This is a genomic window from Colwellia maritima, assembly GCF_022669015.1.
Classification (GTDB): domain Bacteria; phylum Pseudomonadota; class Gammaproteobacteria; order Enterobacterales; family Alteromonadaceae; genus Colwellia; species Colwellia maritima.
The window spans coordinates 50368-72499 of record NZ_JAKKSL010000003.1; the positions used below are offsets into that span (position 1 = coordinate 50368).

21 protein-coding genes, 1 tRNA gene and 5 pseudogenes are annotated in these 22132 nt (G+C 37.6%); 11 read left to right on the top strand and 16 right to left on the bottom strand.

Annotation, left to right across the window (positions count from 1 at the left end):
- Positions 1-2 precede the first annotated feature (2 nt).
- The 14 genes and pseudogenes from L3081_RS16030 to L3081_RS16090 form a co-directional block, all read right to left on the bottom strand.
- Positions 3-386 (bottom strand): flagellar basal body rod C-terminal domain-containing protein, encoded by a 384-nt coding sequence (locus L3081_RS16030; RefSeq protein WP_242287104.1) that lies wholly within the window; start codon positions 384-386, stop codon positions 3-5.
- Positions 361-1995, bottom strand: coding sequence for a flagellar hook-associated protein FlgK (flgK, locus tag L3081_RS16035; RefSeq protein WP_242287105.1), 1635 nt, complete (start codon positions 1993-1995; stop codon positions 361-363). Before flgK ends, L3081_RS16030 begins: the two co-directional genes overlap by 26 nt.
- An 83-nt stretch (positions 1996-2078) precedes the next feature.
- Positions 2079-2381 carry a glucosaminidase domain-containing protein gene (locus L3081_RS28435; protein WP_338027402.1) on the bottom strand — a complete coding sequence of 101 codons (303 nt, stop codon included), beginning with the start codon at positions 2379-2381 and terminating at the stop codon, positions 2079-2081.
- Positions 2374-3138: a rod-binding protein gene (locus L3081_RS16040; RefSeq protein ID WP_242287106.1), complete on the bottom strand. Its 765-nt coding sequence runs from the start codon at positions 3136-3138 to the stop codon at positions 2374-2376. Before L3081_RS16040 ends, L3081_RS28435 begins: the two co-directional genes overlap by 8 nt.
- 38 nt (positions 3139-3176) lie before the next feature.
- Positions 3177-4200 (bottom strand): annotated as a pseudogene (locus tag L3081_RS16045) (flagellar basal body P-ring protein FlgI).
- 134 nt (positions 4201-4334) lie between these two features.
- The gene (gene flgH, locus L3081_RS16050; protein WP_242287107.1) at positions 4335-5042 is read right to left on the bottom strand and encodes a flagellar basal body L-ring protein FlgH; all 708 of its coding nucleotides are present in this window, start codon (positions 5040-5042) and stop codon (positions 4335-4337) included.
- A 149-nt stretch (positions 5043-5191) separates the two neighbouring features.
- Entirely contained in the window at positions 5192-5980 is a 789-nt protein-coding gene (flgG, locus tag L3081_RS16055) for a flagellar basal-body rod protein FlgG (RefSeq protein ID WP_242287108.1), read from the bottom strand.
- Between the two features lie 49 nt (positions 5981-6029).
- A complete protein-coding gene (locus tag L3081_RS16060; protein WP_242287559.1) occupies positions 6030-6803 on the bottom strand; it encodes a flagellar basal body rod protein FlgF in 774 nt (257 codons plus the stop codon).
- A 303-nt stretch (positions 6804-7106) separates the two neighbouring features.
- A pseudogene (gene flgE / locus L3081_RS16065) lies at positions 7107-8440 on the bottom strand (flagellar hook protein FlgE).
- Between the two features lie 61 nt (positions 8441-8501).
- On the bottom strand, positions 8502-9191 hold the full coding sequence (locus tag L3081_RS16070) for a flagellar hook assembly protein FlgD (RefSeq protein WP_242287109.1): 690 nt from the start codon (positions 9189-9191) through the stop codon (positions 8502-8504).
- A gap of 10 nt (positions 9192-9201) precedes the next feature.
- Positions 9202-9621 carry a flagellar basal body rod protein FlgC gene (flgC, locus tag L3081_RS16075; RefSeq protein ID WP_242287110.1) on the bottom strand — a complete coding sequence of 140 codons (420 nt, stop codon included), beginning with the start codon at positions 9619-9621 and terminating at the stop codon, positions 9202-9204.
- Positions 9621-10022 (bottom strand): flagellar basal body rod protein FlgB, encoded by a 402-nt coding sequence (gene flgB / locus L3081_RS16080; RefSeq protein WP_242287111.1) that lies wholly within the window; start codon positions 10020-10022, stop codon positions 9621-9623. The genes flgC and flgB overlap by 1 nt, the downstream gene beginning before the upstream one ends.
- A 237-nt stretch (positions 10023-10259) precedes the next feature.
- A pseudogene (locus L3081_RS16085) lies at positions 10260-11089 on the bottom strand (CheR family methyltransferase).
- Between the two features lie 44 nt (positions 11090-11133).
- Positions 11134-12047: pseudogene (locus tag L3081_RS16090) on the bottom strand (chemotaxis protein).
- A gap of 305 nt (positions 12048-12352) precedes the next feature.
- Between L3081_RS16090 and flgA the strand changes: the two are divergent.
- From flgA to L3081_RS16105, 3 genes are all read left to right on the top strand, one after another.
- Positions 12353-13015 carry a flagellar basal body P-ring formation chaperone FlgA gene (flgA, locus tag L3081_RS16095; protein ID WP_242287112.1) on the top strand — a complete coding sequence of 221 codons (663 nt, stop codon included), beginning with the start codon at positions 12353-12355 and terminating at the stop codon, positions 13013-13015.
- A gap of 152 nt (positions 13016-13167) precedes the next feature.
- Positions 13168-13476 (top strand): flagellar biosynthesis anti-sigma factor FlgM, encoded by a 309-nt coding sequence (gene flgM, locus L3081_RS16100; RefSeq protein WP_242287113.1) that lies wholly within the window; start codon positions 13168-13170, stop codon positions 13474-13476.
- A gap of 57 nt (positions 13477-13533) precedes the next feature.
- Complete coding sequence (locus L3081_RS16105) at positions 13534-13962, top strand: flagella synthesis protein FlgN (RefSeq protein WP_242287114.1); 429 nt, start codon at positions 13534-13536, stop codon at positions 13960-13962.
- Positions 13963-14082: 120 nt separating this feature from the next.
- Here L3081_RS16105 and L3081_RS16110 read toward each other — a convergent pair whose 3' ends face one another.
- Positions 14083-14550, bottom strand: a complete 468-nt coding sequence (locus L3081_RS16110) for an LPP20 family lipoprotein (RefSeq protein ID WP_242287115.1) — start codon at positions 14548-14550, stop codon at positions 14083-14085.
- Between the two features lie 24 nt (positions 14551-14574).
- Positions 14575-15222 (bottom strand): FlgO family outer membrane protein, encoded by a 648-nt coding sequence (locus L3081_RS16115; RefSeq protein ID WP_242287116.1) that lies wholly within the window; start codon positions 15220-15222, stop codon positions 14575-14577.
- 332 nt (positions 15223-15554) lie between these two features.
- On the opposite strand from L3081_RS16115, the gene L3081_RS27110 reads away from it, so the two are divergent.
- The 8 genes and pseudogenes from L3081_RS27110 to L3081_RS16150 all read left to right on the top strand — a co-directional run bounded on the left by L3081_RS27110 (position 15555) and on the right by L3081_RS16150 (position 22132).
- Positions 15555-15746, top strand: a complete 192-nt coding sequence (locus L3081_RS27110; protein ID WP_274620595.1) for a flagellar assembly protein T N-terminal domain-containing protein — start codon at positions 15555-15557, stop codon at positions 15744-15746.
- Between the two features lies 1 nt (position 15747).
- Positions 15748-16059 (top strand): annotated as a pseudogene (locus L3081_RS27115) (flagellar assembly protein T N-terminal domain-containing protein); the annotation flags it as partial.
- A 77-nt stretch (positions 16060-16136) separates the two neighbouring features.
- The gene (locus L3081_RS28440; RefSeq protein WP_338027403.1) at positions 16137-16730 is read left to right on the top strand and encodes a flagella assembly protein FlgT middle domain-containing protein; all 594 of its coding nucleotides are present in this window, start codon (positions 16137-16139) and stop codon (positions 16728-16730) included.
- 77 nt (positions 16731-16807) lie between these two features.
- Positions 16808-16884: transfer RNA gene (locus L3081_RS16130), tRNA-Arg, on the top strand.
- 493 nt (positions 16885-17377) lie between these two features.
- Entirely contained in the window at positions 17378-18220 is an 843-nt protein-coding gene (locus tag L3081_RS16135) for an ABC transporter substrate binding protein (RefSeq protein ID WP_242287117.1), read from the top strand.
- 137 nt (positions 18221-18357) lie between these two features.
- On the top strand, positions 18358-19362 hold the full coding sequence (locus tag L3081_RS16140) for a histidine kinase dimerization/phospho-acceptor domain-containing protein (RefSeq protein ID WP_242287118.1): 1005 nt from the start codon (positions 18358-18360) through the stop codon (positions 19360-19362).
- Between the two features lie 22 nt (positions 19363-19384).
- Complete coding sequence (locus L3081_RS16145) at positions 19385-19885, top strand: sensor histidine kinase (RefSeq protein WP_242287119.1); 501 nt, start codon at positions 19385-19387, stop codon at positions 19883-19885.
- Positions 19886-19906: 21 nt separating this feature from the next.
- On the top strand, positions 19907-22132 hold the full coding sequence (locus L3081_RS16150) for a TonB-dependent receptor plug domain-containing protein (protein WP_242287120.1): 2226 nt from the start codon (positions 19907-19909) through the stop codon (positions 22130-22132).

The window sequence follows — 22132 nt, forward strand, 5'->3', positions numbered from 1 at the left end:
CCTTATCTTACGGCTGCTAAAATAGTATCGAAAATGGTATTTGCCGTAGATATAATTTGCGATGCGGCTTGATAAGCTTGCTGAAACTTTAAAAGGTTAGCCGCTTCTTCATCAAGATTCACACCTGAGGTTGCTTGATTTCGATTATACGCTTGGGTAAAAAGTGCTTGCGCAGTATCGGCCACTAGCTCTGCATTACTTGCATTAGCGCCAACAACAGACGTTGAAATAGCTAAGCTTTGACTAAAGGTTTCGTTACCACCGTTGGTTACCCCAACTTCTTGCGTTTTTGCCATGGCAACAGCATGATTACCATTACCAACACCAAAGGCGTCACCCAAAGTAAACGTTTCTCGAGCATTAGCCCCAAAGACCGGTAAGATCACCTTTAATTTCAATTTGAAAATCTGGAGAAACTGCAGGAATATCAACGACAACACTGGCTCCGGCTGCATAACTACCTGAAGCAATCGTTGGCGGTGGCGGTGTATTGCTATTGTATACACGATAACTAAAAGTTCCTGGAGCACTTTCGTATACATCAACGGTAACGTCGTATGCTCTTGCAGCAACAGGATTAGTTACATTAGTGATTGAAACTTCACCATCACTAACATTGTTGTCTGAGGGCGTGGCAGCAATAGCGGTACTCGCGGCAATAGCATTACCATCCGTTAATGTGGTTTTCATTAATGCTGCACTATTTTTTGTTGGTACAATGGTAAAAGTATCACCCGCAATCGGGGTACCTGTTTCAACAAATGAAAAACCATAATCAGGTGACGAGGGTGTATGTGTTCCTGCCGGTACTCCTGCGCCAGGCGCACCTAAATTCTCACTAGCACCTGTGGTTAAGTTATATAACGTAAAATCAGTGCCATCAAAACGTACTTCAAAGTCATCAGTTGGTAATAATGACACATCATTAATAGTAATTTGAGCTTGGGTTGTACCGGTATTTGATGTAGGGGTTAACACACGCCCTTGTTGTAATTGGGTAGTATTGATATCAGTGAAAATATTTGCACCTTGCAAACCATTTAAATCTAAACCACTCGCTTGACTACCGTTTAACGTTGACGATATTGCCATCGCTAAGCGGTCAATTTCGTTACGAGTTTGCGTTAGGTGTTCGTCTCTAAATTCAAAGTTTGCCCCTAATGAACCACCTAAAGTACTACCACTGATAGCGACGCTACTATTGCCTCTGACTAAACTTAGTTGTGTTTTTTTTGCATCTGGGTCGCCACCATTAACTTGCAATGTCATGGGAGTGATCCCCGCTACAAGCGTTGTGCCTTGCCCTATCATAACAGTTAGAACACCGTTAGTATCCTCAATGGTATTAACCCGAGTATATTCACTTAGTTCACCAATAAGTTGATCGCGTTTATCTAGTAAATCATTCGGTTGACCTGCTTGAGAGGTACCTTGCGAGTGCATAACCGTTTCATTTAATTTTGCCAACTCAAGAGAAATTTCAGAAATTCTTGATGCCACTTGTGAAATTTCGCCATTGACTGCATCAGTCATTTTATCAAATGTGTTCGTTAACTCATTAAAGTCAGTACTTAAAATACTGGCTCGATTTAACACTATACTACGTAAACCTGAATCATTTGGATTATCAGCAACACTATTAAGTGATTGATAAAAAAGATCTAAAGAGGAATTAACTGAACTACCTGAAGTACTCATCACTTGATCAAGTTGTGATAAATGTGTATTAAGTAAATCGGCATTGCCAAGGCTACTTTGCGTAAGTAGCTGCTCTTTATGGGAAAATTGATCGTATAACCGGGTAATATCTTGAATATAAGTGCCGCCACCAATATAGTTATTACCACTATTTAAACCAATAACAGCATTTTGATCCGCACGTTGTCGTGTATATCCTTCCGTATTTACATTACTAATATTATGACCAGTCGTTGCTAACTGTTGTTGTGCAGCTAATAAACCACTGATACCGGTTTGATATAAACTTACTGACATAATGATAGCCTCAACACTTATCGTAATTTACTACGACTTGTTTTATTTAGTGATTAAATTTGAGACTGTACGAAGTGTTGCCATTATTTTGTCGGCATATTGTGGATCGGTCGCATAGCCTGCTTCCTGTAAACCCTGAAAAAACGCTCCACATTGCCGGAATTTTCTAATGCATCTTGGTATCTATCGTTATTGGTAAGAAAGCTGACATAATCATTGAAGCTTTCATCTAGCGATTGATAAGCCCTAAAAGGTGCTGATTTTTTGATCATTGCGCCCAATTCAAACTCTAACGTATCTTTTTGAATATGCTCACCTTCCCAACGGTTATCAGCTTTAATATTAAAAAGATTATGCGAACTAGTCCCCTGTTTATCTTTAATTATTTTTGTTCCCCAAACCTGTTTCTAATGCCGCTTGTGCAATCACAACTTGAAAAGGAACACCGATTTTTTCTTGTACAATTTTGGCAGGTTCAGTCAGTGCTGTAACAAAGTCTTTTGGCTCGGCAAATGAAGGTGTGGAAAAATTGACACTTTGTCCATTTTTTGCCGTTTCATCTAGGTTATTTCTTGGCGGTACAAAAGGAATACGCGTAACACTATCGTTGCCATTTTGCTCGTTTTGATTTGACGTTAGTGCTGCTTTTGATGATGAATATAAGGTAAACGGGTTTGACGGCTGTGTTGCCATATCATCCATTGCTACCGACTTTTCATTAGCGCTTATTTTTGACGATTGTCTGTTGATTTGTTCAAGGTTTCCATCATTGCGTAATACAGTTCTGGGAGTAAAATTGTCATCACCGCCACCCAGTTGTCTCACAATAAGGTCTGTTAACCCTAATGAGCCATTAGAAGATAATTCAATGGCCATTTGTTGATCGCTCATATCACGATAAAATTTAGTTGATTCTGAATTAAACGGACTATCAGACTCTAATACATCTTCGGCTTTACGCATGCTTTTTAATAACATTTGCATAAAAATAGCTTCAAACTGCTGCGCAGCTTCTTGTAAAGCTGCTTTTTTACTTTCACCGTCAGATTCTTTTGATTGTCGGCGAATGGCATTCAAGCCCGTTAGTTCTAATGAATTACGCGCTTGTTCAAAGTTAGAAGTGTTAAGTAAATTATCAGCCATAAATTTCTACCGTTAAATATTTATCTTAAATATTTACCTTAAATAACAATCAGCTCGCCACGAATTGCACCTGCTTGATCAAGCGCTTCTAAAATCGCCATTACATCGCCAGGTCCCGCGCCAACTTCGTTCATTGCTCTAACTAGAGTGTCTAATGTTACCCCAGGTTGAAATACAAACATACGCGCATCTTCTTGAGTAAGGTTCACATTAGAATCATTGGTCACCACGGTTTCACCTTCTGCAAAAGCGCCTGGTTGAGACACTTTTTTAGCTTCATTTATCGTCACGGTAATGCCACCATGCGTAATTGCCGCGGCAAGTAATTGCACCTCTGAACCGATAACGATGGTGCCAGTACGTGAGTTAACTATTATTTTTGCTGAAGGTAATGTTTGGTTCAAACTCTAAGTTTTCTAAAACCGATAAAAAACTAACCCGATCACTAATGTCTCTTGGTGCGGTTACTTTTACTGAAGTGGCATCAATCGCTTTTGCTGAACCAACAATCAGATTGTTTATTGTGTCTGATAAACGTTTTGCTGTAGTAAAATCTGAGTTGTGTAAGTTAAATGTAATAGAGTCACCCATGGAGAAAGGAGATTTAATTTCACGTTCTACGGTGGCGCCATTTGCAATACGCCCTACGGTAGGAATATTGACCAAAATTTTCGAGCCATCAAGGCCACCAAGACCTAAACCACTCACAACTAAGCTACCCTGAGCAACAGCATAGGCATTGCCATCAAGCCCCATCAACATCGTTTGTAATAAGGTGCCACCACGTAAACTCTGTGCGCTTCCCATACTAGAAACAGTTACATCAATGGTTTGACCAGGTTTTGCAAAAGCAGTTAATTCAGCATGAACAGCAACAGCAGCAACATTTTTAATTTTTGGCTTTAAGTTCTCTGGCATTGTAATACCAAAGTTACTCAACATAGTTTTAAAACTTTGTTCTGTAAATGGGCTTTGTTCTCCCGTTCCGGGTAAACCCACAACAAGGCCGTAACCAATCAGTTGGTTTGAACGTACGCCTTCCACATCAGTTAAGTCTTTAATACGTTGTGACTACCGGAAAAGCTCAGTAAAATAAAAATAATTGCCAAGACTGCTTTCATAATATTACCCTGCATAGGAGAATTTGGTACTTAAGTTTTTGAAAATTAATACGGATTGACTACAAATGTCAGTACCTATATTGGCCACCACGAACTATTGAAAAATTTAGTTAACCACCCTTGTTCATTAGCGTCAGCAAAGGTGCCTGTTCCTGAATATTGAATGCGTGCGTTAGCAACCTTTGTCGATAATATGGTGTTATTAGAGTTAATATCTTTAGGACGAATAATGCCTGTTAAACGAATATATTCATCACCATTATTCAAGGTAAGCCATTTTTCGCCTCGGATCATTAAGTTGCCATTAGGCAGAACTTTTAAGACGTGCACAGATATATCACCACTTAAACTATTCCCTTGATCCGATTTTGAATCGCCCTTAAAGCTGTTGTTTTGATTAACTCCAAACTGCAATGACTTACCACTTATTGTTGCCGGCACTCCACCTAGACCAACAATAGGATCCAGTACGGCGCTATTTTCTTTTTTCAATTCGGTTTTTGCATTTTTATTCGCTTGAGTACTTTCGCTTAATATAACGGAAATAATATCCCCAGTACGATGCGCTTTCGAGTCAGAATAAATGTTATTGACGTAGTTTGCTTTAAATAAGGAGCCTGTTGGAATTATTGACGCTTCTTCAACTTCAGGCAAAATTGGCGCGAAGTCAGGGTCATTAGGTAAGGCTTTACTTAATTCAACGGTATTACTACAACCGCTAAGTTGAGCAACAAATAAGACGACTGCTAAACTTATGCTGATTCTATTACGTGTGTTTCTCATAATTGCCTCCAACCTATTACCTTTACTGGTTTTGTTCTATGGGCAAGCTATTGCCCCTTGGGTGGACCAAAGTCCCCTCTGCTTGACTGATTTAATACTTAACTTTAAAAATTAAACAATAGATTTCAGCCGCGAGCAGAACCCATTATTTATAATTGTTGATTGATATAACTTAACATTTCATCAACAGCAGAAATTACTTTTGAATTCATTTCATATACTCGTTGAGATTCAATTAAGTTAACCAACTCTTCTGTTGTATTTACGTTAGACGTTTCTAGAGCGCCTTGTACCAACATGCCATATCCTTCAAGCCCTGGTACACCTTCTTGTGGTGCGCCACTTACGCCGGTTTCTGTAAATAAGTTTTGTCCTATCGGCTCAAGCCCTGTTGGGTTAACAAAATTAACCGTATTAATTTGTCCTACAATCGCCGGCTCTGCTTGCCCTTGTATGGTTACAGATACCTCACCGTCTTGTGATATAACAATATTTACCGCATCTTCAGGTATCGTGACTTGGGGTTGTAATAAATAACCTGCACCTGGCGTAACAATGTTTCCTTCATCATCCATAGTAAATTGACCATTACGGCTAAATGCGGAGGTACCATCTGGCATTTGAATTTCAAAAAAACCTTCACCTTGAATCATCAAGTCAAGCGAATTATCTGTTGTTAACATATCCCCTTGTGTATGAATTTTTTGCGTGGCAACTACTTTTGTACCGGCACCTAACATTAAACCTGAAGGTGCTTCGCTATCGTCAGCCGTACGCCCACCTGGTTGGTTAATGTTTTGATAAAGCAAATCTTCAAATACAGCTCTGCTCTTTTTAAAGCCAACGGTACTGGCGTTAGCAAGGTTATTTGAAATAACGGCTATATCTTTGGTTTGTGCATCTAAACCTGTTTTACTGATCCATAATCTTGGGTTCATACATCACCTCTAAATTTTTCATTGCTTTTCATGACACATTTAATAAACACTAAAATGCTCGTAATAATGCAGAACTGCTCGAATCAATTTCTTCTGCCGTTTTCATTAGCTTCAAATGCATTTCAAATTGTCTTTGTAATGCAATCATATCTGTCATTTCAGACAAAGGATTTACATTGCTTGACTCAAGTGCGCCGCCTTGTACTTGCACATTTGCATCACTCAGCTCAACTTGACCATCTTTACGTCTAAATAGACCATCAGCCCCTTTTTCAATTAACCGAACGTCAGGGTTTACTAGTTTAATACGGCCAACTTCTTCTTGCGCATTCCTAGGTGCACCTTCAGGTTGAACCATAATTGTTCCGTCTGGAGAAATTTGAATATTACTTACCGGTAATGGCAAAATGATAGGACCATTATCGCCTAACACAAGTTCACCATTTGAGGTTTCTAATGTACCATCTTCAGTTAAGCGTAAATGCCCTTGCCTGCTGTATGCTTCACCCTGACCGAACCCTAACGAATTAGCGTTAGATAACTCGGGAGTTTGCACAGCAAACCAACCATCACCTTTAACTGCGATGTCAAGAGAACGACCTGTCATTAATAAAGCACCAGAGTCAAAATTTTGGCTTGCACGTTCTGTCATAGAAAAAACACGTGTAGGCTGACCTTCACCAAATGCTTGCATAGAACGCGCTTGTGCCAAATCAGCCTTGAAGCCTGTTGTCTTGGCATTGGCAAGGTTATTGGCGTTAATTGCTAGCGCTTGCATGTTTTGTTTGGCACCGCTCATGGCGACATAAAGCATCTTATCCATCATGGTTTACCGGTAATTGAAAGTATTAAATTAATAATTGCAAGAAAAATGCCAAGAGTAGAAACCATACCAGTTTCATTAATTAAGTGATCTATTTTATACGTAGAAATGCAAGTAGGAATGATCCCTAGTTAGTGAGATTAATAGTATTAAACAATTCCAGGTGAAATGGGGTGATGTAGGATGTAGAGAGTAATTCATTGCTAAACTGAATTTCGTTGAACAAATAATTGAAAAGCTGCGATGTTCAAGTAATCAACATCACTCGAACATCGCAGCTTTTTTAGCTAAATTTAATTAAATTTATCTGATTTGTAAAATAGTTTGATTCAGTTGGTTATCAACCTCTAGCGCTCTTGAGTTAGCCTGGAAGTTTCGTTGTGCAGAAATTAAGTCAATTAACTCTGTCGTTAAGTTAACATTCGCTTGTTCAAGGGCAGAAGAGTTGATAGTACCAAAAGTACCAGAGCCCGCTTCACCTGCTAACGCCTCACCAGAGCTAATACTCTCTTTCCAACTTGTACCGCCAACTTGTTGTAAACCTTGCTCGTTAGCAAAATTAACCATGGTAATTCTAGATAATGGCTCTGAAGTACCATTACTATAGGTGGCTCGTACTAAACCGTCAGTACCAATGTCAATGCCAGTTAAACGACCTACGGCTAAACCATCTTGGCTTAATGCGGTTACTTCAAAATTAGAGGCAAATTGAGTAGGTTCATTAGAATTAGGTCCACTTGTATCGAGATTAAAATCAATAATAACTTGTTGTGTGGGATCGGCACCATTACTTAAAATAGTAGCACCAAATGCCGCTGTTTGTATGGTACCTGGTTTTTGTTCTATAAAATCCCCACTCGTATTAAATAACAAAACAGCCCCTGTAACGCCGCCCCAGTAGGTTGTACTAAAGTAGACGCTGCCGGATTTGCTGCAGCTGCAGGTATATCAACCATTTGCTCATCTACTGCGGTAAACACATTCCATTCATTAGCAGCAGCTTTAACAAAGTAATAGGTCATAATATGGCTATCACCTAATGAATCAAAAACAGTTACTGACGTTGAATTGTTAAAGGTTAACGGGTCTGTTGGATCAAATGTTCCGTTAGCCGGAGGAACATCACCCGCAGGTAAGTTCATACGAATATCAACTTCACTCGACTGCGTTGGAGCGCCTGATGATGTAGGTATACGAATAGGCGATGCTGTACTTAAGCTAACTGACGCTGACGTACCATCTGCGTTGATAGGAAACCCTAATAAATGCCCACCAAGAGAGTTCACCACAAAATTATCGTCATTTAATTTAAACTGGCCTGCGCGAGTATATGAGGTTTCGAGTGAATCTATCTCTGGCACCGTTGCAAAAAAGCCATTACCCGTTATCGCCAAATCAAGGGCATTATTAGTAAATTGAATACTGCCTTGAGAAAATTGTTGGGCAACTTCTGACGTTAAGACACCATCACCTACTTTTGTTTTTCCTGAGGCTAAAAGTGATGATGCATATACATCAACAAATTCAGCACGAGACTCTTTAAAGCCAACCGTATTTACGTTAGCGATGTTGTTTGATGTTACATCCAAATCTTTTTGTGCTGCGTTTAATCCGCTCAATGCTATATTAAATGACATAATTTACCTCTCTTAAAAATTCTTTCATTGTTCGCTGAAGTATTATTCAGCAATTAATTGACTAACCTTCTGAAACTTCAACCACATCAGATAAATTCATAGCACTTCCGCCATTAAGGTTGAGCACAATATTGCCACCTGAGCCGCCTAACGTGACACTATCAACTTTTCGGTAGGTCATGGCTTGTAATTCGGAAGCTACACCATCAACAAGACCCGCTATTCTAAAACGATAAGCTCCCGCGGGTGCTGCTTCTCCGACCGACGTTTGCCCATCCCAGGTAAATGTTCCGCCGCCTTCACTTAAACTCCCCACAGGAACGGTTTGAATAATTTCACCGGCAATATTCTCAACGTAGATATTGACATTACTCGCTGACTCATCAGTGACTATTTTACCTTTAACTGGCTCGCCTTCCGCCATACCAAAAACATTGTCTTCCACTAACACACTGCGCCCAACAAGCGAAGAAGCTTGTAATGCTTGGCTTGAGGTCATGGAACTAGCAAAGCTAGTAAAAGAGTCATTTAATTGTTGCACGCCATCTGTGGTTGAGAAGGCAGTCATTTGCGAAATCATTTCGTTGTTATCTACAGGCTTAGTTGGATCTTGGTTGGCTAGCTCCTGCGTTAGTAAAGCAAAGAAATCAGCCTGAGTAAGCATGCCATTGTCATTTTCGTCGGCAACTTTATATTCTTCGTTCTGCCAACGCATTGAGTCTAAGGTACTTGTACTGCTAACTGTTGTCATCACCTACTCCTTATCTTTGACCAAGCTGAAGGGTTTTATTTAACATGTTCTTTGCTGACTCAGCTAGTTGCACGTTAGTTTGATATGAACGAGAGGCTGATATCATATTCGTCATCTCCTCTATCACATTTACATTAGGCTTATATATATAGCCTTCTTTGTCTGCCATTGGATGCTCAGGGGAATATTCAACGTTTAACGGTTTGTTACTTTCAACAATACCCAACACTTGAACACCAACACTTGAATCTTGTCCATCGGCAGCATTTTGCATAGCAGCGGCAAAAACTGGATGACGAGCGCGGTATACTTCATCAACACTTGAACTAACACTGTCTGCATTAGCAATATTACTGGCTGTGGTATTCAAACGCGTTGATTGTGCGCTCATACCACTCGCTGTGATACTAAATACGTTAAAGAGACTCATTATGCACTACCTCCCGAAATAACACTTTTTAGGGCTTTTATTTTTCCATTCAAAAACTGAACGCCCGCTTGATACTCTAATGAATTTTCTAGATACAAGTTTCGTTCCACTTGCACATCTACCGTATTACCGTCTCCGGTATCTGGTTGATCTGGCGTGCGAAAATCAACGCTATTATTTATTTCAGTTCGAACATCAAAATGTTTTGCATGGGTTTTATTCATGCCCGCTTGTTGTTGATGATTGGCTTGTTGCATCGCTTTTTGAAAGTCCATCCCCTTTGCTTTGTAGCCAGGGGTATCGGCATTAGCAATATTGCCGCCGATCACTTCTGCCCGCTTAGCACGCAAAAGCATACCTTGTGCGTGAAGTTCAAAACCTTTGTCAAAGCTAATAGCCATAATAACGTACCGTCAATTATATTTAACGATATGTAATACAATATTTATGCCAACAAAAATAATAAGGGGAGGTGAAATAACGATAAATGAGAGGAGTATGTTGATTTACGTTTCAATAAATGAAAAAGCGTTTAATAATGTGTAAGTATTGTATGAGGCTAATAGTGAATAGACAATATAATAAACCCCGCAGTTATCAGTACTTACACGTTTTACACGTTTTACACGTTTTACACGTTACTTTTTCTGATAAATAATGCCGGGGTTACAGCGTATCATATTAAAATTATCATTTAAGCCTGAGAGAGATTCTGATGCACCTAAAAATAAATATCCGCCTTCATTTAAAGCGCCATGAATTTGACTTAAGATGCGCGCTTTTATCTCTGGCGCAAAATAAATAAGTACGTTCCGACAAAAAATAATATCAAATCGTCCCATTAAACTGTAACTATTAAGCAAGTTAAGAGAACGAAATGTAACCATTTTTTTCACTTCGTCTTTAACTTTTAACATCCTGTTGTCGCCATTTTCAAAAAAAGCTTCTTTCTTTCTTCTGATAAACCACGCGCTAAGGCCAGTGAGTCATATTGACCACGCTTACAATGTTCAAGCATGGTAGTTGAAATATCAGTGCCAACAACCTCTATACCTCTAGCAAAAGAGCCGGGATGATTTTTTTGATATTCTAAAATTGATATAGCAATAGAATACGGTTCTTGCCCTGAAGAACTTGCCGCCGACCATATTTTAACGGGCGTTCTTTTGTTTGAGAACACAGGTAACACTTTGTTTTGAAGTAATCTAAAGGGATATTCGTCACGAAACCATAGTGTTTCATTCGTGGTCATTGCATCAATCACTGCTGCACGTAATTGCCGTTCAGCAGATGATAACGTACGCGTAACTAACTCTTCGAGCGAATTAAGATCAAATTTATTTAGCAAGGGCGACAAACGGCTTTTTACCAAATATTGCTTATTTTCACCTAATACAATACCGCATTGTTGCTCTAAAAATTCGCTAATTTTATGATAACTTTTGTCATCAAGTTCTCTTGATAGCACTATAGCTTCTTCCTAATATATCTATTCATATGTCCATATCTTCATCAAGAATGATTCAACCATTTTTTAACTGCCGTGGCTAATTCATCAGGGTGAAATTTAGGAATAAAATCTTCAGCGCCAACTTTTGCAACCATAGCATTATTAAACACGCCACTTAACGAAGTATGTAAGATAATAGGCATTTTAGCCATTCGCTCATTTCCTTTTACTTCCGCTGTTAAGGTATAACCATCCATTTCTGGCATTTCTATATCAGAAACCATCAAAGCGACTTTTTCAGTAATGCTATGTTCACACGTTTCTGCAATAGCTAAAAGTTGATCTAAGGCATCTTGACCATTTTTTGCCAATGCCATTTTAATACCTAAAGGCTCTAATGCTCTTTTTACTTGGTTACGGGCGACCGTTGAATCGTCTGCAATCATAACTATACGTTCACCAAGCTCTACACCAACGCTTTCATCAGCCACGCCATCACTTAGGTCTGTTGAAACAGGACTAATTTCATTGAGCACTTTTTCAACATCCAAAATAGAAACCATTTGATTATCTATTTCAGTAACAGCGGTTAAGTAACTGGATTTTCCCCCTCTGGCGGTGGCATCATATCCTTCCAACTTAGGGTAACAATGCGCTCTACCCCCGCAACAAGGAAACCTTGAACACTACGATTATACTCAGCAATGATAATAAATGACTCATCTGTTTGAGTAATAGAGGGGCCACCGATAGCTTTACTCATATCAATAATTGAAATAGTTTGCCCTCGAATATGCGCAACACCTTTTATAAAAGGGTCTTGTTTTGGTAATTGCGTCAATTTAGGACACTGCAAAACTTCTCTTACTTTAAAAACGTTAATACCAAAACGCTGTCTGCCTACTAGCTTAAAAAGTAGTAATTCGAGTCTATTTTGCCCAACAAGTTGTGTACGTTGGTTAACCGAATCTAATATACCACCATAAAAACCTCATTTGTAATCAAGTAATATAATAGTTACCCTAAAAATTCAAAGAAAAGGCACAATTCTTGATTGTATTTATTATATGTTAAAAAAGTGACAAAAAATTGATACTTAGCAAGCTTTCACTTTTTAAGTAATTTTTATTACGCGTATTAATAAACTTATATCACAGAACTGATGTAATATATAACTATGCCAACTTTAATTTAAGCATAGTTGAGTATTTGAATTAACCTAGCGATAAACGACAAAATATGCGAATGATCAACGTTTTTTTATTTTTATTATTATCTATAATGCCTATTTTGACATTATCTCCATTGGTAAGCTATGCAACCACATGGGATAGTGCTTATATAGAGTCGTTTGCCAAAAAATTTCTTGAGGACGAAATAGCACCGCCAGAAGACGGTAAAATATTTTTTGACATTGCTGACATTGACCCAAGAATCATTATCAAACCTTGCCAAATACCTCTTACAGCAAATATACCTGAAAACACCGACCGTAGAAACGTTAATGTTAAAATAAGTTGCGAAGATGCAACACCTTGGCAAATGTATCTCCCTGCAAAAATAGAAAGAACTTTTGCGGTTGTTATAGCCACCAGTACCATTGCCAAAGGAGCAACCTTAACGAAAGACAATATCGCTATTGAATATATTGCAAACAATAGAATTCGCGGCGAACGACTAACCGATATCAACGCAGTTTTAGGCAGTAAAGCAGAAAAAAGAATTGGCGAAAATTACCCTATTACTCGAAGAAATGTGTGTTTGGTTTGTAAAGGTGACACCATAACCATCATCGCAAAAAGTAAAAACTTCATGATAAAAACCAAAGGTGTGGCACTAAGTTCAGGCAATTTATATGAACAGATCAGTGTTGAAAATTCGAGTTCGGGACGGATAATCAAACCTAAAATCAGTGGTGTTAATCAAGTCACGATTAATCTATAATTTTCAAGCAGAAACATAATCTTTCCTAGATAATTTTTTCTATTTAAAAATACTTTACGTATGTTAAAATTTTTATTTAAGTTATTATCTTTTTTGCCGATATAAGGTTAGAAAGTAAATTTTTAAAGCGCACCTTACCGTAGGGTATTATTATGACTATAAATATCAATAACTTGAACAACAAAACTCAAGTTCACCAAAATCAGCAAACACAAGTTAAGCAAGATGCTTCTCAAGCGGCAACGACAAATACGCAAGTTAAGCATGCAGCACATGACTCTGTTTCGTTAACGCCACAAGCTAAACAACTTAGTGAATTGCAAAAAAAAGCAAATGACTTACCCACCATTGATCAGCAAAAAATTGATGAGTTAAGAAAAACAATCGCTTCGGGAGACTATAAAATTGATCCCCAAAAGCTTGCGGCAAGTATTGCTAGTTTTGAATTTGATTTGCTTTAGTATGATATGTGCCTCAAACTATGAGTTTAAGTGTGTTTATTAACGCAAGGTGCTCATATGTCAGCTTCATCTGAATCAAAAGAATTACTAGCTCAACAATACTCCCAATTACAAGCGCTTGAACAAGTTATTATTGATGAAAAACACATTTTACAGCAGCATCAGCCAAATGAGCTACTGAAAATTAGCGAGCAGAAAAACCAATTATTAATTGCGATTCAAACATTAGATCAACAAATAAGTCTTAACCAAGCATTTGCCTCAGATAAAGCCGGCAAGCTAGCACAAGAATTATTAGAAATTGAAAATTTATTGGCCTCTTGCCAACAAAAAAACCAAGTCAATGGTCAAATTATAGCGCAATCCCAACTCGCGGTTGAACGCATGAAAACCAGTTTATTAGAGGGACACAACAGAGCCTCTGTGACTTATGATAATAAAGGTAAAAAAAGTGGCGGGTTAAGTAGTATAGGGTTAAAAGCGTAAAAAACGTAAAACGTTTGGTGTTATATTTTTATGTAAAACACACATATAGTCTGAATATAACACGCAAGAAGTGCTTTTGTTCTGCTCTCGTTAAAAGTGAGGTTTTGCTCTCAGTAACAGTTAAAAGTACTGTACAGATTTAATTTCTTTTCGGTTCAAACTTGCCTGATATATTTCATACACATCTTTAAAATCTAACTGTAATTCTGTTGTATAGGTATCTCCAACGGGATAGCTTTTAACTACTTTAGCGCCTTTAATTACCCCTTGAACTGATGACGCTAATTGTTGGTTTTCAATTAACATGTCTGCCATTGTGGTTTGACTATTGACTTGTTGCCCATAAACTTGTTCAGCCGGCTCTAAATAGGCGGCAATTTTTGACGCCTTAATGGCCATTAACATCCGCTGAGTTTCATTAGTTGATTTTTGTAAGCTTATTGGCGCAGATCCAACACCATGAATAATAGGAAATGCATCAGGTGCTACGGCTTGCCACTGTACATGTTTATCATAAACACTGCTACAAGCGCTAATTAATAGGATGCTTGCGACAGAAATCGCTATATTGCAGACTGTACTTCTCATAATTTCACCTATACTCAACTTCAGCTATTTTTGAATTTCAACCGCACGTTGATTTTCAATTAACATGGCATTATTTCGAATGATCATGCCATCTTTCATTTTTACATTTTCACTGTGACTTTTTTCTTCGCCTAATACCCATGAAGGAATAAACGATTGCGCCGTGGCAACAACAACATGTGATTGAATACCAATCATACGAGCATTGATAATAATACCGTCTTCTTGTTCCATCATGGTACCGCCCACGATATAGTCAATTATCTGACGTTCAGGTAGCTCTTTCCAATCACGACTAAAAACATAATCGCCTTCTTTGGTCACACGAATATGCCCTGTGGCTTTAAAGTCAATCACAACTAAACCATGACGTTGTAGTTCATGTACAAAATTTTCAGCAATTTGGTTACCTAACCAATTAGTTGACTCAAGATCATTCAGATCAACAAAAGAAGCGACGGCTACCGGGGTTTTCTTATTCACAAAGTTGCTACTTTCTAACATTTGATAAGCTAAACCTTTCACCAAATCATTAATGGCGTGTTTAGGCAAGTTGTAACTATCAATTTGGCCCTTATCAGCTTGTTTTAATTTATAAAAATTATCTTCTTTTTCAGAACTACTACAAGACAAAAACGCCGGCAGCAGTATTAATATAAGCCACTTTTTCATGGTATTCCCCTTAAAACTCACTATTTACACTAGAAACTTACTAACATAAACACTGACAATTTTATTCACTCGGTTGTTTATAACTAAATAACAATGCACATTTCAAGCCAGATAACCTTAAAACAAGCGAACAACAATAAATATTTTATTTAAATAGGCATAATTTGTGCATTAATAATTTTAACTAATGAACGATAGTATAGACAACACAGTACAGACATGCCCCCTTTGCTGACTGTATTAAATTGGTTGTACTATGACAAAGAATTGTACTTTACCTAAGAATTGCCCTGCGTTATCCCGTAGGCTTTTCGTATTTCATAAGAGAGTATATGCGAAACTTAATCAAAAAAACCATCTTAGCAACTAGCTTATTATTCGTCAGTATTGCTTGTAATGGTCAATGGTACGAAGCCCAAGGTCACGCGTCAATAACAGCAAACTCTATTGAAATAGCGCGAGCAAAAGCAACGGAAAACGCTTTAAAAAAAGCATTACTCGTTCTTTGGGGCAAGTGTTTCTAGTATTCAACAAGTAGTTAATGGGTTATTAACTCAAGATCAAATAAGTATTCGTGCTAGTGGTAGCGTTAATTCTATTGAACTTATAGACGAACTGCACAGTAACAACCTAATTACGGTAACGATAAGAGCCGATATTTTTCCCAAAGAAAAACAGTGTTTCGCGTTAGATTACAAAAAATCTATTCTGCTTACTAAAAGCCACTTAATACAAAGAGAACAAGCAAATATAGGGAAAATTTATCAAATAGATTCAGCCGTCATTCGTCACCTGTATAAAAGATTAACGAATAACAGTAGTTACAGCAATGGCAAATTACTACTTCAAAATGCGACCGAATTTTCACGATTAAACACGAGTTTTAATGAAGAAAAAATAAAACAACTGGTGATATCACTAGCGGCACAAGCGATAGTCAATATATACTTTTCAGTGAAATTAATGACGTGTCTTTTCAAGAGCAACGTACTAACGCTTGGAAAGTATGGCAACAAAGCACCTACCCTAGAAATTTTGACCTTACCTTATACCTATATAATGGTTTAAGCGGTGAAAAAATTTGGCAAAACAGCTACCAAAATGCAGCAGTGTGGGACTTTAACAAAAGAAAAAATATTGATGTAAATGCCACGGCCTTTTGGCAAAGCGCCTACGGTACTATGATTGACTCATTACTTGATACCGTTGTCAGCGATATTGACGATAATGTAATGTGCGAACCAAGCGAAGGAAAAATAGTGCAGGTACAAGGTAACGAAATTACGATTAATTTAGGCAAGCATCATGGCGTAAAAATTGGTGACGAGTTTACCCTATTACACAGCAACAACTTCATTAGCCAACAAGGAAAACACTATGTAAGCTACAATATCAGCCCTTACAAAGTGAAGGTAACCAAGTTAACTACACAAAGCGCAACAGCCGCCACAGTAGACAATAATTTATTAGGTAATATTCAAATAAATGATTTAGCTGTACGTTATTAATACAATAAAATAAAATTGAATAAGAACGACGATAAAAACTTAACTTTATTGTGAAAAAACAATACAATATAGCTCACGCCTTTGTAGCTCAGCAGGATAGAGCAAGCGCCTCCTAAGCGCTAGGTCGGAAGTTCGAATCTTCTCAAAGGCGCCATTCAAATCAACATCCAAGAAAAACACCAATAAAATAATTATGTAGCACATGTGTAGCAAATTTATTTGTGATTGAGAGAAACTTCATGGATGGAGTATTTCTAGAATAATCTCAAATTCAGTGATGAGTTCTAATAATGTGCTTTTTTTAGTAATCCTGCTGTTTCCTCTCTTTTTACTTTTAATTTAGGTATCAATCCATTCAAAATAAGCTCAATGATTACTTATCCCCCCTAAGTTCGAACAATATTTACCAGGTGTTCAAATAAAAAGGAGAAATACTATTTTTAAGCATAATAAAAAATCAACAACTGTTTAGCGCAAGTTCGGAAGCTCTTTCTCCTCAAAGGCACCATAACACCAACAAAAATATCCGTATAAAACAATCCCCTTTTAAGACTCGTATTCTATCAAAATACAGGTATACTTAATCATTATTATAAAATAGTTTCTTGGGTTGTTGTTTGATAAGTAAAGTGTTTCTTCTTATTTTCGTGGTAGTTAGCCTTTTAGTAGGGGGTTCTGCTTTTGCTGAAGATAACGAGAAAGAACAGACGGCTAAAATCGCGATTTTTTATCCTAAAGCAAAAGAGCCCTACTTTTCTATTTATCAAGAAATCATCGCAGGCGCTGTTAAAGCAGCTAAAGACTATAATCCTCATATTAGTTATGAAGAATTTATCATCACTAAACAGTACAATAGCGAGCAAATAGCACAAACCCTTAAACAGAAAAAAATTAACAAAGTCATTGTGCTTGGGCGTTTAGGTTGGAAATTAGCAAGAGAACTGTCGAAATATAAGCATGACAACACCACTAATGTTTTTCAAGTTGTTTCAGGTGCTTTACCCCTCAGCCCTAGCGACATTTCAGGGGTTAGCTTAATAACAGATCCGGCCTTTCTCTTTGGTTATCTTGATCAGGTTGCTAGCAATGTTAAGAAAATTCATGTTGCTTACAGTGATAAAAGCGCTTGGTTAATTGAGTTAGCAAAAAAGGCTGCGTTAAAAAAAGGCCTAATACTCAATAGTCACTATGTTACAAATACCGCACAAGCGATAACGTTTTATCAAAAGGTATTCAATTCTGATGTATCAAACCAAGATGCTATTTGGCTACCATTAGATAACATTACTTCACATGATAAAATCACGCTCCCACTTATTTTAGAAGAGGCTTGGGCTAAAGAAGTAGTGGTGTTTTCAAGTAAGCCATCTCACGCCAAACGCGGTGTTTTATTTTCTACTTATCCTAATAACTTTGCATTAGGTCAACAGCTTTTCACCATGGTGCAAGGGCTTGAGCAACAACCGAATCAAAAAACTTTGCGGCATTAAAATCAACTCGCTTAGCAGTCAATTTACGTACAGCAGCACATTTAGGATTAAAATATAGTTCAGAGCAACAACAACAATTTCAATTAACGTTTCCACAATAATACTTATGATAAATACTCAATTAACAAGTATCTCCCATGCCAGCCTTTAAACGACAGTTGTTGACACTTCTTATCGTCAGCATTTTTATGATTACTATCATCACGTCATTATTAACCGCCTGGCAAACCACCCAAACGTTACGAGAAAATACCATTGATACAAGCCTACAAATTACCCAAAACTTTGCTGAACAAACCATGTTAGCCTTACTTACTGGTAGTAAAGAAAACGGGCAAGAAGCAATACAAAGAGCGTTAGGTTTTACCTCAGTGGTTGGTGTTGCTGTATATAAAATCGATGGTGAGCTATTAATTCAATCAAGTAAAATGGCCCTGCAAAAACCTTTACTTCAAGCCGAGTTACCACCAAACAAAACACAATTACTTTTTGAAACTGAGCAAATTTGGACTTATGCCGCTGCTGTAATCTATGTTGAAGATAGCTATGATAGCGACATGATTAACCCGGATGATGAGGTTATTGAGGAAAAAACATTAGGTTATGTATTGGTACAATATAATAAAGACGAATTACACCAAATACAGCGCTCAATTTTTATTAGTAATATAGCTATCGGGGCACTAGTCGCCTTTCTTTTCGCCCTTTTAATACAATATGTTATTAATCATTTAACCCAACCATTATTAGCATTGTCAAATACCATGGCATCGGCCAGAGATTCGGGTCTGTATCCTAAAGCAGTAGTGAATGGCGCGTTAGAAATAAGACAAATGGCAAAAACCTATAACCAGATGATGGCAACCCTTGAGCAACAAAATACAGCACTAGAAAAAAGCCATAACACCTTAGAGTCTGAGGTAGAAATAAGAACACAAGAACTGGTTGTTGCCAGAGATAGTGCCTTAACTGCCAGTCGGCATAAGTCTGAATTTTTAGCCAATATTAGCCACGAGCTGCGCACACCATTACAAGCGATTATTGGCTATAATGATCTGGTACGGGAAGATTTAGAGCTTGATGGCATGGATGCTCAAGCTGAAGATTTAAATAAAAGTATTCAACGCACATCATTTGCTTGAACTTATTAATAACATTTTAGATTTGTCTAAAATTGAAGCAGGTAGAATGGATCTGTATTTAAAAGCGGTTAATATTAAGAATTTAGTTCATGAAGCCATAGACACTGTGCAACCTATGGCTAAAACAAATAATAATGAATTAAAAGTTAGCATGGGCGCATTAACTTCCATTTTATATATTGATCGCCAAAAAGTATTACAAATTTTTCTCAACTTACTCAGTAATGCCTGTAAGTTTACCGAAAATGGTCTGATAACGTTTAACATTCATAGCGATAAAAACTTTCTTTATTATTCAGTATCAGACACAGGTGTAGGCATTGCTAAAGAGAAGTTGGGTTATATATTTGAGCAATTTACTCAAGTAGACGGTAGTCAAACTCGTCAATTTGAAGGGACAGGTTTAGGCATGGCAATCACGCAAAATTTTTGCCAATTAATGGGTGGCACGCTTACCGTAGAAAGCGAACTGGGTTTTGGCTCAGTTTTTACCGTGAAACAGCCATTACAACATGATATTTAATTGTTTAGCTAGAGGTTACTCATGCAGCATTCACGAAATTTTTTAACCCTATTTATCTCAGGGTTTTTTATCATACACAGCCCATTATTGCTTGCAAACACTACGCAATCAACGCGCCCATTGATCAGTGTTGAAGAAGAATTTGTTGATGGAGGAGATCAATCATTAGAAGATTTTTATGGCGATGAAGATTTTGTTAGCATTGCGACAGGTAATAAAGTTTTAATTCATAAAGCCCCGTCTGTAGCTACGGTTATTACTGCAGAGCAAATAGAAAACATGGGTGCAAAAACAGTATCTGAAGCATTAGAAAATGTTCCGGGACTTCATGTTTACCCCTCCCCTTTTAATCGATTAAACACCTCGTTTTCAATACGAGGGATCTATACAGATCAAAACCCACAAATTCTATATTTAGTTAACGGCTTACCAGTAAGAGAGGAGTATACAGGCGCGCGCCCACAAGCATTTAAAATGCCTGTTCATTCAGTTGCAAGAATTGAAGTAATTCGTGGCCCTGGCTCTGCCGTTTATGGTGCAGATGCTTACGGGGTAATCAATGTCATCACAAAAGACCTGAATAAAATAAAAGAAGCAAATTACGGTGGAAGTTATGGTAGTTATAATTCGTCAAATTTATGGTATCAAAATGCTTTTAAGTTAGGTGAAGTAGAATTGGGCTTTTCCTTAGAGACATTAAAAAGTGACGGAGATGATAGCCGGATTTTAACACGTGATTTGCAAACTATATTTGATGAAATTTCCCAAACATCTACTTCGCAAGCACCAGGTGAACTTAACACAAACTATAACATTGTTGATATAAGACTAACTGGCGAGTTAAACAGCATTAAAACTAACTTTTGGTATTGGGATAATAATAATGCAGGTGTTGGTCTTGGGTCTGGACAAGCGTTGGACCCTACCGGTACCCAAAATACGTCTATCTATCAATTTGATGTAAACTACGACTGGCGTATAGCTTCATGGGAAGCCAAAGCTCAATATAGCTTTTATAAAATGAAAGACAAAGCACAGTTTTCTGTGTTGCCCGCGAATTCACAGATACCCATTGGTGCAGATGGTAATTTAAATTTGACCTCTCCTGTTGGGATAGGTCTATTTGTGGATGGCTATTTAGGAAATCCTCAACCAACTGAAAAACTACATTCTCTTGATTTTACCTTTCTTTCTACAGACCTAAACGAACATCAGCTAAGGGTTGGTGCGGGTATTTCCCAAAGAAAATTAACGGCTAAAGAAGAGAAAAATTTTGGCCCCGGTGTTATTGATACTCAAAAAATGGCTGAATTATTTGCGATTGGTCAGATGATGTTAATTGATGGCACATTAACGGATGTGTCTAATACCCCATATGTTTTCGTAAAAGATGTTAAAAGAAAAAACACCTATATTAGCATTCAAGATCAATGGCAATTTGCCAATGACTGGGAATTAACAACGGGTATTCGTTATGACTATTATGATGATTTTGGATCGACTCTAAATCCACGGTTAGCGTTAGTTTGGGCTGTTAGCCAAAATACAACCACAAAACTACTTTATGGTAGAGCATTTAGAGCACCAGCGTTTGACACCCTTTATGCCATTAATAACCCTGTTGGTACTGGTAATCCTAATTTAGAACCCGAAACAATTGACACAATTGAATTCAGTCTAAATCAATATTTACAAAATAATATTCATTGGTCTGTCAATTTATTTAAGTACCACAGTAGAAATTTAATCGAGTTTGTTGCTGATCAGAACACAACGAGCACCACAGCGCAAAATTCAAAAGGCCAAAAAGGATACGGTTTTGAAACAGAACTGAGTTGGAAATTTAACAACAACGCTTTAGCGCTTAATTACTCATGGCAGCATTCAGAAGATGAATCTACAGGTATAACAACACCTTTAGCGCCTGAACAGCTCTTCAGTGCAATATATGATAATGAACTATCAGAATCTCTGACTTTTAATACAAAAATAAACTGGATTGGAAAAAGAGAACGTGAAGTTGATGATTCAAGACCCGCATTAGCTAATTATGCTAGCGTAGATATGGCTATTCATTGGACACTTAATTATGTCGGCACATGGAGGTTGTCACTGTTAGGGAAGAATGTTTTTGATAAATCTGCTTTTGAGCCTTCACACCCATTAGTGCCAGAAGTGCTTGGACCGATGGGAGATTATCCAATTCAAGGTAGAAGTGTTTATATTCAAATTTCTAAAGGGTTATAA